The organism is Kribbella sandramycini (assembly GCF_013131805.1).
Lineage (GTDB): Bacteria > Actinomycetota > Actinomycetes > Propionibacteriales > Kribbellaceae > Kribbella > Kribbella sandramycini.
Window position 1 is genome coordinate 172,695 of the sequence record NZ_JABJRC010000003.1, and the last position, 13,541, is coordinate 186,235.

The window sequence follows — 13,541 nt, forward strand, 5'->3', positions numbered from 1 at the left end:
GGAACCAGGCAGCCGACTTAAAGTCGAAGAACCGTCATTTCTGCCCTGGGGGGACACCATGGTCGAGTCGGCTGCGCAACGCTTCGCCAAGATCACCAGCGCGGAAAGGCCGAAGGACAACCGGATCCTGATGGAGCGCGCGGTCGTGCTCGGGGCGAGTATGGCCGGTCTGATGGCGGCGCGGGTGCTCAGCGATCACGCGGACGAGGTGCTGATCGTCGAGCGGGACACCACCGGCGACTCGACCGAACCGCGGCCCGGCGTCCCGCAAGGCAGTCAGGTGCACGCGTTGCTACCGGCCGGGCAGGCGCAGCTCGACCGTTGGTTCCCCGGGTTCACCAGAGAGGCCCTCGACGCAGGGGCGACCAATCCGCCGCCCGAGGAGAGCCGCAACTACGTGAACGGCGTCCGCCGGCCGCTGCCGCCACCTGGCAGCGTCGGCTCGGCCCTCGTCAGCACCCGGCCGTTCCTGGAGTCGATGGTTCGCCGTCGCACGCTGGAGATCGGCAACATCCGCCTGGTGCACGGCCGGGCCGACGGGATCGACATCACCGGCGACCGCATCACCGCGGCGCGCTACCAGCCGGAGGGCACCAGCGGCCCGGAGTCCGTCGTGACCGTGCCCGCCGATCTCGTCGTGGACGCGACCGGCCGATCGAGCCGGCTCAGCGACTGGCTCGGCGCCGCCGGCTGGCCGCAGCCGCCGATGCAGCGGATGCCGATCAAACTCAACTACGCCAGCGCGCTGTTCCGGCGCGATCCGAAGATCTCCGATATCGGCGTCTCGATCGCGTCGAACCAGCCCGGCAGTGGCCGGCCGCTCCGGCAGGGCGGCATCCTGGCCGTCGAGGGCGAGCGCTGGCTGGTCCTCGTCGCCGGGTACGCCGACGATCGGCCGACCCGCGATATCGAGGACTTCCGGCAGCGCTGCCGCAACGACTACCCACCGGATTTCGCGGAGATCGCCGACCACGGCGAACTGCTCGGCGAGGTGATCACCTATCACCAGGCGGACAGCCGCCGACGCGACTATCACCTGCTCGACCGGATCCCGGCCGGGCTGATCGTGGCCGGGGACGCCGTCGCGTCGTTCAATCCGATCTACGGCCAGGGGATGACGTCGGCGACGCTGCATGCGTCGTGCTTGTCGGCGTACCTGCGCTCGAATCCACCGCTCGAGTACGCCGCCCGCTCGTACTTCAACGACGTCAGCGTGGTCGTCGACGTCGCCTGGCAGCTCTCGACCGCGGCCGATCTCTCGCTCCCGCACGTCGACGGGCCGTACCCGCGCGGCTATCGGCTGACGAAATGGATCTCGGCGATGATCTACGACGCCACGGCCAAGGACCAGACCCTCAACGCGCAGTTCAACCGGGTTGTCACGATGCTCGACCACCCGAGCAAACTCGCCGGGCCGCAGAACCTGTTGCGCGCGCTGCGCTACAAGCTGCTACCGGGTACGACGTAGCCAGAGCAGCCCGAGGATCGGCAGGACCAGCGGCACGAACCCGTACCCCTGCCCGAAATGCGACCACACGGTCGCATCGGGGAAGTCCTCGGGGACGGCGTAGCTGAACGCGCCGATCCCAAGCACACCGACGAGCTCGATCACGATCGCGACCGTCGCGACCCGGCGCGAGATCACGGTCGCCTTCGCCAGCGCGAACGTCGCGGCGCAGTAGATGATCGCGGCAACCGCCGACAACAGGTACGCGATCGGCGCCTCGTCGAACTGCGTCGCGATCTGGACACCGGCCCGCGCGGTCGCCGCCAGCGCGAAGACGCCGTACACGAGGACGAGGATCCGGCCGGGGCCCTGCCGCGTGGCCTCCGGCGTACTCACGCGACCCAGATCTCGTACAACCGCAGCTCCAGCACCGGGACGACGAAGCAGGCGACGGCCAGCGCGCCCGCGCCCCAACGGCTGCTCTCGGCCAGCGCCCACAGCGTGCCGACCGGCAGCACGAGCAACGCGCCGATCAGATAGCCGATGAAGTACGGGCCGGAGACGTCCCGATCGGTGCCGGCCAGCTGGATGATCCCGACGACCAACTGGCCGAGCAGGGCGACCTCGATCACGCCGACGGCGCCGAGCAACGGCCAGTCGATCCGCTTGTCCCGGGCCGCCAGCATGATGGCGTATGCCATCGCGAGCAGGCTGAGCGCGACCAGGACCCAGGTGAGCGGTTCGAACACGTTCAGAGGATGTCACCTGGGGTGTAGGCGGCCGCTTCGGGGTGGCGCTTGGCGAGCTCGTCGATCCGCGCGACGACCGTGTTCACCTGGGCGACGGCGGCGCCGGTGAACGACAGCGGCTCGCCGACGATGCCGACGATCTGCTCCTCGGTGAGGCCGAGGCGACCGTCCGTGCCGAGGCGGTGGAAGAGGTCGTTCGCGGCCAGGCCCTTGCGCAGGTCGAGCGCGGTGGCAACCGCGTGCTCCTTGATCACCTCGTGGGCGGTCTCGCGGCCGACGCCGTTCTTCACGGCGGCCATCAGCACCTTGGTCGTGGTCAGGAACGGCAGGTAGCGCTCCAGCTCCCGCGCGACGACCGCCGGGTACACCCCGAACTCGTCGAGCACGGTCAGGAAGGTCTCGAACAACCCGTCCAGCGCGAAGAACGCATCCGGCAGGGCGACCCGGCGGACGACGGAGCAGAACACGTCGCCCTCGTTCCACTGGTTGCCGGCCAGCTCACCGGCCATCGACGCGTACCCGCGGAGGATCACCGCCAGCCCGTTCACCCGCTCACAGGACCGGGTGTTCATCTTGTGCGGCATCGCGGACGAGCCGACCTGGCCCTCCTTGAACCCCTCGGTGACCAGCTCGTGGCCGGCCATCAACCGGATCGTGGTGGCCAGGCTCGACGGGCCCGCGGCCAGCTGGACCAGCGCGGAGACGACGTCGTAGTCCAGCGAGCGGGGGTAGACCTGGCCGACGCTGGTCAGCGTGTTGCTGAACCCGAGGTGCTGGGCGATCTCGCTCTCCAGCTTGTCCAGCTTGGCGGGGTCGCCGCCGAACAGGTCCAGCATGTCCTGCGAGGTGCCGACCGGGCCCTTGATCCCGCGCAGCGGGTAGCGCTCGATCAGCTCCTCGAGCCGGGCGACGGCGACCAGCAGCTCGTCGGCCGCGGACGCGAACCGCTTACCGAGCGTCGTCGCCTGGGCCGCCACGTTGTGCGAACGGCCGGTCAGCACCAACGCCGCGTGGTCCGCGGCGAGCTGACCGAGCCGGACGGCGGTCGCGACGGCCCGATCGCGGACGAGCTCCAGCCCGGCCCGGATCTGCAGCTGCTCGACGTTCTCCGTCAGGTCGCGGCTCGTCATGCCCTTGTGGATGTGCTCGTGCCCGGCGAGCGCGCTGAACTCCTCGATCCGGGCCTTCACGTCGTGCCGCGTGACCCGCTCGCGGGCGGCGATCGACTCCAGGTCCACCTGGTCGACGACCCGCCGGTAGTCCTCGATCACGCCGTCCGGGACGTCGACGCCCAGCTCCTTCTGCGCGGTCAGCACCGCCAGCCACAGCTGCCGCTCGAGCACGATCTTGTGCTCCGGCGACCACAGCTGCGCCATGCTGACACTGGCGTACCGGGAGGCGAGGACGTTGGGGATGCGCGGCTTCACACCCCCATTCTCCCAGAAGCTCAGACGGTGATTTCGCCCCGGGCGGCCTTCAGCGCGATGTCGGTGCGGTGCTGGGAGCCCTTGATCCGGATCTGGCCGACCGCCGCGTAGGCCCGCTGCCGGGCTTCGTCGAGGTCCTTGCCGGTGGCGCTGACCGCGAGCACCCGGCCCCCGGCGGTGACCAGCTCCTCGTCCGCGAGCGCCGTACCGGCGTGGAAGACGCGGACGTCGCCGCCCTCGGCCTGGTCGAGACCCGCGATGGCGTCACCGCTGCGCGGGCTGGCCGGGTACTTCTTCGCGGCCACGACAACCGCGACCGCCGAGCCGTTCTGCCAGCTCAGCTTGTCGTAGTCGCCGAGCTTGCCGGTGGCGGCGGCGAGCAGCAGGCCGCCGAGCGGCGTCTTCAGCATCGGCAGCAGCGCCTGGGTCTCCGGGTCGCCGAACCGGCAGTTGAACTCGATCACCCGCAGGCCGCGCGAGGTCAGCGCAAGCCCGGCGTACAGCAGGCCGCTGAACGGCGTGCCGCGGCGGCGCATCTCGTCCACGGTCGGCTGCAGCACCTTGTCGGTGATCTCGGCAACCAAACCTTCTGGTGCCCAGGGCAACGGTGTGTAGGCGCCCATCCCACCGGTGTTCGGGCCCTCGTCGTTGTCGCCGAGCCGCTTGAAGTCCTGGGCGGGCTGCATCGGCAGCACCGTCGTCCCGTCGGTGATCGCGAACAGCGAGACCTCGGGCCCGTCGAGGAACTCCTCGATCAGCACCTGCTCGCAGCCGGCCGCGTGCGCCAGCGCCTCGTCCCGGTCCGACGTGACCACGACGCCCTTACCGGCGGCGAGCCCGTCGTCCTTCACGACGTACGGCGGCCCGAACGCGTCGATCGCCTCGGCCGCCTGCTCGGGCGTCGTACACACGTAGGCCCGCCCGGTCGGCACACTCGCGGCCGCCATCACGTCCTTCGCGAACGCCTTCGAGCCCTCGATCTGCGCGGCATCCTTGGACGGCCCGAACACCGCGATCCCGGCCGCGCGCAGCGGATCCGCCAGCCCGGCGACCAACGGCGCCTCCGGCCCGACCACAACCAGGTCGGCCCCGATCTCGGTCGCCAGCGCAACCACCGCATCGTGATCGGCGACATCCACCGGCCGGCAAACGATCGTCTGCCCGTCGTGCGCCGGGTGCAGCGCGGCGATCCCCGGATTCCCCGGCGCCGCCACCACCTCCACGACATCCGCATCCTGCGCCAGCGCCCACACCAACGCGTGCTCGCGCCCACCCGTACCGATCACCAAGACCTTCACGAACGCCCAGCCTAGCGTGCCGCGCTCCGGTCACCCCGGGTAGTGCCAGTAGTAGCGGGCGTTCGCCGTCCAGGTGATCGGGAAAGTGGTGTGGTTGGTGAAGGCCGGGCCCTTGCCGCGGGCGAGCTGCAGGGTGCGGGTGAGCTGGAGCGCGAAGGGGTGCTGGTTGTCGTCCCACCACTGCTCGAACTGGGTGATGCAGGTCTGGCCGGAGTAGTACGGGTTCGAGCACGGCTGCGGGGGCGACCACTTCTGCAGGTGCCGGAAGTTGACCTTGCCGATCGTGCCGCGCGCGTCCAGGCAGTAACCGGTGGCCGGGATCGTCCAGCGGACGTAGTGCTGGCGGCCGCCGTTCGACGGGATCGGGGTGAGCTTTCGGCAGTTGGCGTCGCCGATGTACTCCGACGTCACGCGCTGGACGCCGGTGACCGGGCGACCCGGGCCGTCGCTGTACCCCTCGAGCATGACCCAGTCGCCGTCCCGGACGAACCGCTCGGCCGACTTCGGCGGCCAGGGCTTCGGGTCACCCCAGGAGATGTCCGACGTGGTCGCGTTCTGCGGCGCCCAGGCCCACTGCCCGGCCGCGGCCTGGCCGGCCCAGTACTGGCCGGCCGACCGCTCGAACATCAACGAGTACTGCCCGTAGTTCTCCGGCGCGGCGGTAGCGGTCGGGGCGATCGAGGTCGCCACGAGCAGGACCGCCAGGGCCAGTTTTGTTCGCATGGCGAACCACGCTAGACCGGAACGGGGTCTAACCGCCGAGCACCTCGCGCAGTTTGACGGCGAACTCGGCCGGCTGCCCCGGCATCCCGTACTCGTCACCGAGGAATCCACCGTGACCACTCGGGAACGTCACCGCCGTCAGCCCCAGCCGCTCGGCAACCGCCAGCCCGGCGCGCGCGGCCAACTGATTGGCGGACTCTTCACCTACTCCGATGACCAACCGGTCCTTGATGTCGGCCAGCGCGGCGAAATCCGGTGCGTACGACGTCGTCCCGCGCAGGTTCTGCGTGATCAGCGCGTCGTCCCGCGAGCCGTCGTCCTCGGTCGGCAGCCCGAACATCGCCGGATCCGGCGCCGGCCGCTCGCTGTAGTCGGCCGGGAACTCCCCCTCGTACCCGACGATCGCGATGAACTTCGCCATCCCCGGACCGAGCCCCTCGCGCTGATAGGTCTGATAAATGTCCTCGGTCGCGGCGCTCACCACCTCGCGATCCGGCAGCATCCCGACCAGCGGCGGCTCATGCGCCACCAGCAGGTTCACCAGATCCGGCCGCGCCGCCAGCAACGCCAGCCCATTCACCGCGCCCCCACTACTCGCGAAGATGTCCACCGGCCCGACGTCCAGCGCCTCGATCAACGCCACCAGATCGGCCGAGTGGATCTCCGGATTCAGCTCTCCCTCGTCGGTCCGCACACTCCGCTCCACACCCCGCGGGTCGTACGTCACCACCGTCCGATCCGTGAAGTACGACGCCAGCGTCGGAAACCCACTAGCCCCCATCGGCGTCCCGATCATCAGCAGCACCGGCCGCTCCCGATCGCTCAGCTCCCCGCGCACGTCGTAAACCAACGTCGCCCCGTCAACCACAAGCTCCGGCATACGCCCTCCTCCACAGCAACCTGGTGCCCGCGACCCTAGCCCTTCGCGGGCACCGATTCAGCCGCGTGGACGTTTCAGGAGGACGGCGACCTCGACGGCGGCGCCGGGGGCGAGGGTGCTGACGGCTTCCCAGCCTTGGCGGCCGAGGGTGTTGAGTTCGGCTTCGAGCTCTTCGTACTTGAAGCCCTTGAAGCCGATCTGGAGGCGCAGGGTCTTGTACTCCCACTGGGTGGCCATGGGATCACTGTGCCGTACGGGGCGGGTGCGGGGCGGCCGACCCGCCTGGGGAGTGGGGGGTGCTCGGGGCGGGAGCGGGGGCTGCTTAAGCTTGAGCGTATGACTGACAAGCCTGAGATCGACTTTCCGGACGGGCCGCCGCCGGCGGATCTCGAGATCACCGACATCACCGTGGGCGACGGCGACGAGGCCAAGGCCGGGTCGCGGGTCAACGTGCACTACGTGGGCGTCGCGCACTCGACCGGCGAGGAGTTCGACGCGTCGTACAACCGCGGCGCACCGCTGGGCTTCCAGCTCGGCGTCGGCCAGGTCATCCAGGGCTGGGACACCGGCGTCCAGGGGATGAAGGTGGGTGGCCGCCGCAAGCTGGTCATCCCGCCGCACCTGGGTTACGGCGACCGTGGCGCGGGGAACGCGATCAAGCCCGGCGAGACCCTGATCTTCGTGGTCGACCTGCTCAGCGTCGGCTGACACCGGTTCGGCGTACCGCCGAGAGCCCTCGCGATCCGTCACAATGACGAGGATCGCGGGGGCTCTTCGCGTAGATGTACTCATCCGCCACGCCCAGCGGTCGATTTGACTGAGAGGCATGACGACGATGGCGACAACGACAGCCGCGCGCGCCGACTCCGTTCGGTACGCCGCTCTCGGCGCGAAACTGCTGATGTTCGCATTGCTGCTGACCGCGCTGATCTGGCCCGACCTGAGCGGGATCAAGGGCAAGGCCGCCACCGCCCGGCTGATCGTGTACCCGATCGGCGCGATGGTGCTGCCGCTGTGGTGGTGGGCCTACGGGCGCACCCGCAGCAAGCTGCACCAGACCTTCCCCTGGCCCGCCGACCTGCTGCTGACCCTGCCCTGGCTGATCGACCTGCTCGGCAACCGGTTCAACCTGTTCGACACCGTCTCCTGGTGGGACGACGCGATGCACTTCATCCTCTGGGGCCTGCTGACCGCAGGCGCCCTGCTCGCCTTCGCTCCGCGCAACCTCTCCCGCGGCCTGACCACCTTCGTCGCGCTCGGCTTCGGCGCCACCGCCGCCGTCATCTGGGAGCTCGGCGAGTACGTCGCCTTCGTCCGCAACTCCCCCGAGCTGCAGACCGCCTACACCGACACCCTCGGCGACCTCACCCTAGGCACGCTGGGCGCGCTCGTGGCTGGGCTGGTTGTGTATCGGCGTTCCGCCAGCGCTGCACACTAGGACGGCTGCACCCGCTTCACGCCGGGGCGGCCCGCCGAGAGGGCGGTTGTGCAGCGGTGGCGGTCCGGGCTTCAGCGGTCGGTGGGGCGGCAGACGCCGGTGGCTGCCGCCGAGGCGGCGAGGGCGGCGGCGGCCGTGTTGGCCGCGACCTCCGAGACGCGGTCGGTGCGGGTGGTGTGCCGGCCGATCGGGACGACCATCGGCGTCCCGGCGACCGGGTCCGGGATGATCTTGACCGAGAGGCCGAAGACATCCTGGACGACGGCCTCGGTGATCACGACCCCAGGGTTGCCCTCGGCAACGATCGCGCCGTTCTTCATCGCAATCAGGTGGTCGCCGAATCGGCAGGCCTGGTTGAGATCGTGCAGCACCAGCACGATCGTCCGCCGGTCCCGCTTGTTCAGGTCGACGAGCAGATCGAGGACCTCGAACTGGTGGGTCAGGTCGAGGAACGTGGTCGGCTCGTCGAGCAGCAGGATGTCGGTCTCCTGGGCGAGCGCCATCGCGATCCAGACCCGCTGCCGCTGACCGCCGGACAGCTCGTCGATCGGCCGGTCCGCGATCGAGAGCACGTCGGTCGACGTCATCGCGTCGGCCACCGCCTCGTCGTCCGACTTGGACCACTGCCGGATCCAGCGCGTCCGCGGGTAGCGGCCGCGGCCGACCAGGTCGGCGACCGTGATGCCCTCGGGCGCGGTCGGCGACTGCGGCAGCAGGCCGAGCTTGGTCGCCACCTCGCGGGTCGGGATCGACTGGATGCTCTTACCGTCCAGCAGCACTGTGCCCTTCGACGGCTTGAGCAGCCGCGCGAGCGTCTTCAGCAGCGTGGACTTACCGCACGCGTTGGCGCCGACGATGACGGTGATCTTCCCGGTCGGGATCTGCACCGACAAGTTGTCGATGATCTGCCGCTGGTCGTAGCCGACCGCGAGGCCCTCGGCCGCAAGACTGTGCTCCACAAGGTTCTCCATCTCAGCCGCCACTTCCCACCCGGTTGGCCCGAGCCAGCAGGAACATCAGGTACGGCGCGCCCACGACGCCGGTCACCACACCGACCGGCAGTTGCGTCTCGCCGAAGGCGTGTTGCGCGATCAGGTCCGACAGTGCGATCACCAGCGCGCCGATCAGCGCGGACGCGATCATCGCCGGCCCCGGCGACCGGGTGATCCGGCGCGCGATCGGCGGCGCCACGAACGCGACGAACCCGATCGGACCGGCCGCGGCCGTCGCGACCGCGGCCAGCAGGACGCCGACCACGATCAGCCCGAGCCGCGAGCTCTCCACCTTCAAGCCGAGCCCGTACGCCGTCTCGTCGCCCAACTGCAGGATCCGCAGCCGCTGGACCAGGATCACCACCAGCGGCACCGTCACCACCAGCGTGATCGCCATCGCCCGCACGTTCGACCAGTCCCGGCCGTTCAGCGAGCCGGTCAGCCAGATCAGCGCCTGCTGGGCGATCTCGACCCGCGCCTTGGTCAGCAGGTACGACGTGAGGCTGGTCGCGATCGCGCCGATCCCGATCCCGATCAGGATCAGCCGGTAACTCGACACCCCATGCCGCCAGGCGAGCACGTACATGATGAACGCCGTCAGGATCGCGCCGACGATCGCGAGCCCGGAGACCGCGGCGCCGGTCAGCCCGAGCGTCACGATCGCGAAGACCGCGAACGCGCTGGCGCCGTACGTGACGCCGATGATGTCGGGGCTGGCCAGCGGGTTGCGGGCGATGCTCTGGAAGATCGCGCCGGACATGCCGAGCGCGGCGCCGACCATCAGGCCGGTCAGGGCGCGCGGCAGGCGCAGCCGGTTCACGATGAACTCGGTGGCCTTGTCACCGCCGCCGAACAGCGTCTTCACGACGTCGACGACCGGGATCTTGAAATCACCGAGTGACAGCGAGACGCAGAAGGTCGCGAACACCAGGACGCCGAGGACGACGAGGACCACGACGTTGCGCGCGTGCCGGGCCGCGCGGGCCCGGGTGATCAGCTGGACTGCTTCGGCCGTGGTCGTCACAGGTCTGCCAACTTCCGTCGCCGGACGAGCGCGATGAAGAACGGCGCGCCGATCACCGCGGTCACGATGCCGACCTGCAGCTCGCCGGGCAGCGCGATGACGCGGCCGATCACATCCGAGCCGAGCAGCAGGATCGGGGCCAGCAGCATCGAATACGGCAGGATCCACCGGTAGTCGGGCCCGGTGACCAGGCGCGCGACATGCGGAATCGTCAGCCCGATGAAGCCGATCGGCCCGGCGGCCGCGGTCGCGGCGCCGCAGAGCAGGACGACGACGACCGCAACGAAGAGCCGGGCCAGGCCGACCCGCTGCCCGAGCGACTTCGCGACCTCGTCGCCGAGGGACAGCGCGTTGAGCACCCGGCCGGAGACCAGCGCGAGCGCGATCCCGACCAGCACGAACGGCGCCACCTGCTCGGCGATGTCCGCGCCGCGGCCGGCCAGCGAGCCGACCGACCAGAACCGGTACTGGTCGAAGGTGTTGACGTCGCCGATCAGCAGCGCGGTCGTCAGCGAGCCGAGCATCGCGGTCATCGCCGCGCCCGCGAGCGCGAGTTTGACCGGAGTGGCGCCTTCGCGACCGAGTGAGCCGAGGAAGTACACCGCCACCGAGGCCGCCGCCGCGCCGACGAACGCGAGCCAGACGTACGCCGTCAGGCTGGACAGCCCGAAGAAGTAGATGCCGCCGACAACGAACAGCGCGGCGCCGCCGTTCACGCCAAGGATGCCGGGATCGGCGAGCGGGTTCCGGGTGACGCCCTGCATCAGCGCGCCGGACAGGCCGAGCGCAGCGCCGACGAGCAGGCCGATCACCGTTCTGGGCACGCGGAGTGAGTGCACGATCACGTGATCGGTGTTCGACTCGTCGTAGTGGCGCAGGGCATCGATCACCGTCGACAACGGGATCTGCTTGGAGCCGATCGCGATGCTGAGCAAGGTGATCAGGGCCAGCAGCGCGACGCAGACGACCAGCCCGAGCGCCAGCGTGGCCCCCCGGGTCCGGCGCGGACGCGACGGCGCGTCGGCGGCGGTCGAGTCACGACCGGCCGCATCGACGGCAGCACTGGGCGGTGGCATCAGGGTTTCGGAATCCTCTTAGGTAAGGCTAACCTGCAGGTTGCCTCAGAATAACCCGGCCGTGGATCGGCCCGCACCTGAGTCCGCCATGCGCTGTTGGGGAGAACCGGAATGACCGCAGTTGCCGACCGGCCGATCGTGTTCGATTCGCTGTTCGTGACCGTGTCCGCCGTCGAGGATCTGAGCCCGCACCTGCGGCGCGTGACCTTCGTCGCGCCGCGGCTGACCGAGGCCGTCACCGCCGGTCCCGATCAGCGGATCAAGATCCTGCTGCCGCCGCCGAACGGCGCCCGGACGAAGCTGCCGTCCGGCCCCGAGTGGTACGCCGAATGGTGCGCCCAGCCGGCTACGGACCGTTTCATCATGCGCACGTACACGATTCGCGCGCTGCGCCCCGAGGCCGGCGAGCTCGATATCGAGTTCGTCCTGCACGGCGTCAACGGGCCGGCCTCGGCCTGGGCGACCGCCGTCGAGCTCGGCCAGGAGATCGGCATGTTGCTGCCGTTCGCGGTCGACACCACCAGCCGCAAGGGCTTGCTGAACTCCGGAGTGGACTACGTGCCCCCGGCGTCCAGTCGGCATCGGCTCCTGGTCGCGGACGAGACCGCACTCCCCGCGCTGACCGGCATCCTCGAACAGCTGCCGGCCGACGTCCACGCGACCGTGCTCGCGCAGGTTCCCGACCAGCGCGACATCCGCCCGATGCCGACACCCGGAACGGCGGACGTCGTCTGGGTCACCGCGCCCGCGGACGAATCGATTCCGTTGCTTGAGGCCCTCAAGTCGGCCGGGCTCGCCGAGAGCCTGGACTTCGCTTGGGTGGCCGGCGAATCCGCGATGATCAAGGCGGTGCGCCGGCATCTGGTCAACGTGGTCGGGCTGCCGAAGGCCGCGATCTCCTTCCAGGGCTACTGGAAACGCGGCGAGGCGATCGACGACTGACAGGCGGTCCGGAGAAGCCCGTAGCTTCTCCGGACCGCCTGGTGTCCTGAGTCTGCTACCTCAGGACGGGTTCTCCGCGTGGGTGAGCGTCTCCCACGCGACGAACAAGGCGTTCGTACCGGCCGGACGGCGCGATTCGGTGATCACCTGGGTGTTCGCCATCGCGATCCCGAGCCGGGTGTGCAGCGCGTTGTAGCCGACCTCGGTGGTCGGGCCGAGGCCGCGCTTCAGCGCGCCGCCGCACAGCCAGGACGGCACCGGCTCCAGGTTGCGCTCCCACTTGGACTGGAAACCGAGCGCCTGGCGCAGCCGCTCGCCGTACTGCGGGTACATGTCGATGCCCTGGATCCGGGCGGTCTCCAGCACGTGCGAGATCGACGAGATGCCGTAGCCGGCGTGGGTGAAGTCGCGACAGGTCTCCTGAGTCAGACCGGTGACGAACGTGCCCTGGCCCTGCCAGTAGTTGACGATCTTGTCGCGGGTGTTCAGGTTCTGGCTCGGCACCGTCTTCGGCAGCGCGCCGTCGGATTCCAGGTACACGTACGCCGGGGCCCGGTTCGCGAACAGCGAGATCGCCTTGTCATAGATCGCCCGATCCTCCAGGAAGACGCCGATCCCCTGCAGGGCCTCGATGATGACCAGTTCCCAGTTGCCGTTGGAGTTCGAGCCGTTGATGATCTCCGGCACGTAGACGTTGCGCAGCATCGTCGCGAACCGGCCCGAGTTCGGCCAGTTTCCGTAAGCGTGCTTGATGATCTCGGCCGCCTTCGGCCAGGACGCCGCCGACCAGCCGGTCTGCAGCGGGGCGTTGCTGTTGGTGTGATCGCGGATCGTCGCCGACCACGCGTCCATCAACTGGATCGACTTCTGCGCGTACCGCACGTCGCCGGAGATGTACCAGACCAGCGCGGTCGTGTACGCCGCGATCGCATCCTGCCGCTCGTCGGTGCAGCCGTTGTTGGGGTTCGAGACCGGGCCGCACTCGACCACCGCACGCGGCTTCGGCGTCCGCGACAACGACCCGTAGGCGCTGTTCCGGGCCTGGTTGTAGGCGTTCGTCCACGGCTGCGCGCCGGCCTGCACCTTGGCCTTCACGAAGTCCAGCTGCGCGCGGCTGACGCCGACGCCCGGGTGCGCGAAGACAGCCGGCGCCTCAGCCGGCCCGGCCGCGACCGGCTTCGCAGTTGCTGGGCTGCTCAAAGCGCCGGCCACCAGACCGGCACTGACGACAGCCAGGAGAACAGACTTCACTCTCATGGGCGGGTTCCTTGCTTCCTCGGGGGCGGAAGGCTCTGCGGCTCCCCCCAAGTGCCGCGAGGTGGGTGTAGCTCGAGCGATTGCGGTGTTCAGGTGCGTGCATCGTGGTGCCGGAGAGGAGGTTTCGATGCGGAGCATCGTGGCCTTCTCTCCGGTGCCGCGAGGTGCGTGCCTGGGCGCCGCAAGCGCCGAGGGACACCCGCCCCGGGGCACTTCATCCGCAGAGTCTTTTCGGAAGTTTGACGACGGACCGTAAGCGCGTCAACATCTCAGCAGGCATTACTTCAC

15 protein-coding genes are annotated in these 13,541 nt (G+C 69.6%); 4 read left to right on the forward strand and 11 right to left on the reverse strand.

The window, feature by feature from the left end; genetic code table 11:
* Positions 1-58: 58 nt before the first annotated feature.
* Positions 59-1,468, forward strand: coding sequence for an FAD-dependent oxidoreductase (locus HPO96_RS14270; RefSeq protein WP_171673925.1), 1,410 nt, complete (start codon positions 59-61; stop codon positions 1,466-1,468).
* Here HPO96_RS14270 and HPO96_RS14275 read toward each other — a convergent pair.
* Genes HPO96_RS14275 through HPO96_RS14305 form a run of 7 tightly spaced genes read right to left on the reverse strand, consistent with a single transcriptional unit; the run spans position 1,451 to position 6,761 of the window.
* On the reverse strand, positions 1,451-1,843 hold the full coding sequence (locus tag HPO96_RS14275) for a hypothetical protein (protein ID WP_171673926.1): 393 nt from the start codon (positions 1,841-1,843) through the stop codon (positions 1,451-1,453). The genes HPO96_RS14270 and HPO96_RS14275 overlap by 18 nt on opposite strands.
* On the reverse strand, positions 1,840-2,196 hold the full coding sequence (locus HPO96_RS14280) for a hypothetical protein (RefSeq protein WP_171673927.1): 357 nt from the start codon (positions 2,194-2,196) through the stop codon (positions 1,840-1,842). The genes HPO96_RS14275 and HPO96_RS14280 overlap by 4 nt, the downstream gene beginning before the upstream one ends.
* A 2-nt stretch (positions 2,197-2,198) precedes the next feature.
* Positions 2,199-3,623: an adenylosuccinate lyase gene (gene purB / locus HPO96_RS14285; RefSeq protein WP_184999593.1), complete on the reverse strand. Its 1,425-nt coding sequence runs from the start codon at positions 3,621-3,623 to the stop codon at positions 2,199-2,201.
* 20 nt (positions 3,624-3,643) lie between these two features.
* Positions 3,644-4,921 carry a phosphoribosylamine--glycine ligase gene (gene purD / locus HPO96_RS14290; RefSeq protein WP_171673928.1) on the reverse strand — a complete coding sequence of 426 codons (1,278 nt, stop codon included), beginning with the start codon at positions 4,919-4,921 and terminating at the stop codon, positions 3,644-3,646.
* Between the two features lie 30 nt (positions 4,922-4,951).
* Positions 4,952-5,644, reverse strand: a complete 693-nt coding sequence (locus HPO96_RS14295; protein WP_171673929.1) for a hypothetical protein — start codon at positions 5,642-5,644, stop codon at positions 4,952-4,954.
* Between the two features lie 28 nt (positions 5,645-5,672).
* Complete coding sequence (locus HPO96_RS14300) at positions 5,673-6,524, reverse strand: alpha/beta fold hydrolase (protein ID WP_171673930.1); 852 nt, start codon at positions 6,522-6,524, stop codon at positions 5,673-5,675.
* 57 nt (positions 6,525-6,581) lie between these two features.
* Positions 6,582-6,761 (reverse strand): DUF4177 domain-containing protein, encoded by a 180-nt coding sequence (locus tag HPO96_RS14305; RefSeq protein ID WP_171673931.1) that lies wholly within the window; start codon positions 6,759-6,761, stop codon positions 6,582-6,584.
* A 99-nt stretch (positions 6,762-6,860) separates the two neighbouring features.
* Here HPO96_RS14305 and HPO96_RS14310 point away from each other — a divergent pair, with 99 nt between their 5' ends.
* A complete protein-coding gene (locus HPO96_RS14310; protein WP_171673932.1) occupies positions 6,861-7,232 on the forward strand; it encodes an FKBP-type peptidyl-prolyl cis-trans isomerase in 372 nt (123 codons plus the stop codon).
* A 118-nt stretch (positions 7,233-7,350) separates the two neighbouring features.
* Entirely contained in the window at positions 7,351-7,962 is a 612-nt protein-coding gene (locus HPO96_RS14315; RefSeq protein ID WP_171673933.1) for a DUF2238 domain-containing protein, read from the forward strand.
* Positions 7,963-8,033: 71 nt separating this feature from the next.
* Here HPO96_RS14315 and HPO96_RS14320 read toward each other — a convergent pair whose 3' ends face one another.
* The 3 genes from HPO96_RS14320 to HPO96_RS14330 are packed head-to-tail and all read right to left on the reverse strand — an operon-like array spanning position 8,034 to position 11,054.
* Positions 8,034-8,933: an ABC transporter ATP-binding protein gene (locus HPO96_RS14320; RefSeq protein ID WP_171673934.1), complete on the reverse strand. Its 900-nt coding sequence runs from the start codon at positions 8,931-8,933 to the stop codon at positions 8,034-8,036.
* Position 8,934: 1 nt separating this feature from the next.
* Positions 8,935-9,978 (reverse strand): iron chelate uptake ABC transporter family permease subunit, encoded by a 1,044-nt coding sequence (locus tag HPO96_RS14325; RefSeq protein WP_171673935.1) that lies wholly within the window; start codon positions 9,976-9,978, stop codon positions 8,935-8,937.
* Positions 9,975-11,054 carry a FecCD family ABC transporter permease gene (locus tag HPO96_RS14330; RefSeq protein ID WP_171673936.1) on the reverse strand — a complete coding sequence of 360 codons (1,080 nt, stop codon included), beginning with the start codon at positions 11,052-11,054 and terminating at the stop codon, positions 9,975-9,977. Before HPO96_RS14330 ends, HPO96_RS14325 begins: the two co-directional genes overlap by 4 nt.
* 111 nt (positions 11,055-11,165) lie before the next feature.
* Between HPO96_RS14330 and HPO96_RS14335 the strand changes: the two genes are divergently transcribed.
* On the forward strand, positions 11,166-11,996 hold the full coding sequence (locus tag HPO96_RS14335) for a siderophore-interacting protein (protein WP_171673937.1): 831 nt from the start codon (positions 11,166-11,168) through the stop codon (positions 11,994-11,996).
* 60 nt (positions 11,997-12,056) lie between these two features.
* Here the strand turns inward: HPO96_RS14335 and HPO96_RS14340 are convergent, their stop codons facing one another.
* Complete coding sequence (locus HPO96_RS14340) at positions 12,057-13,253, reverse strand: alginate lyase family protein (protein WP_171673938.1); 1,197 nt, start codon at positions 13,251-13,253, stop codon at positions 12,057-12,059.
* Positions 13,254-13,541: the final 288 nt, after the last annotated feature.

Coding starts and splice junctions, on each gene's coding strand:
- HPO96_RS14270 (WP_171673925.1), top strand. CDS start 59: ATGGTCGAGTCGGCTGCGCAACGCTTCGCCAAGATCACCAGCGCGGAA.
- HPO96_RS14295 (WP_171673929.1), bottom strand. CDS start 5,644: ATGCGAACAAAACTGGCCCTGGCGGTCCTGCTCGTGGCGACCTCGATC.
- HPO96_RS14300 (WP_171673930.1), bottom strand. CDS start 6,524: ATGCCGGAGCTTGTGGTTGACGGGGCGACGTTGGTTTACGACGTGCGC.
- HPO96_RS14305 (WP_171673931.1), bottom strand. CDS start 6,761: ATGGCCACCCAGTGGGAGTACAAGACCCTGCGCCTCCAGATCGGCTTC.
- HPO96_RS14310 (WP_171673932.1), top strand. CDS start 6,861: ATGACTGACAAGCCTGAGATCGACTTTCCGGACGGGCCGCCGCCGGCG.
- HPO96_RS14315 (WP_171673933.1), top strand. CDS start 7,351: ATGACGACGATGGCGACAACGACAGCCGCGCGCGCCGACTCCGTTCGG.
- HPO96_RS14320 (WP_171673934.1), bottom strand. CDS start 8,933: ATGGAGAACCTTGTGGAGCACAGTCTTGCGGCCGAGGGCCTCGCGGTC.
- HPO96_RS14330 (WP_171673936.1), bottom strand. CDS start 11,054: ATGCCACCGCCCAGTGCTGCCGTCGATGCGGCCGGTCGTGACTCGACC.
- HPO96_RS14335 (WP_171673937.1), top strand. CDS start 11,166: ATGACCGCAGTTGCCGACCGGCCGATCGTGTTCGATTCGCTGTTCGTG.
- HPO96_RS14340 (WP_171673938.1), bottom strand. CDS start 13,253: ATGAGAGTGAAGTCTGTTCTCCTGGCTGTCGTCAGTGCCGGTCTGGTG.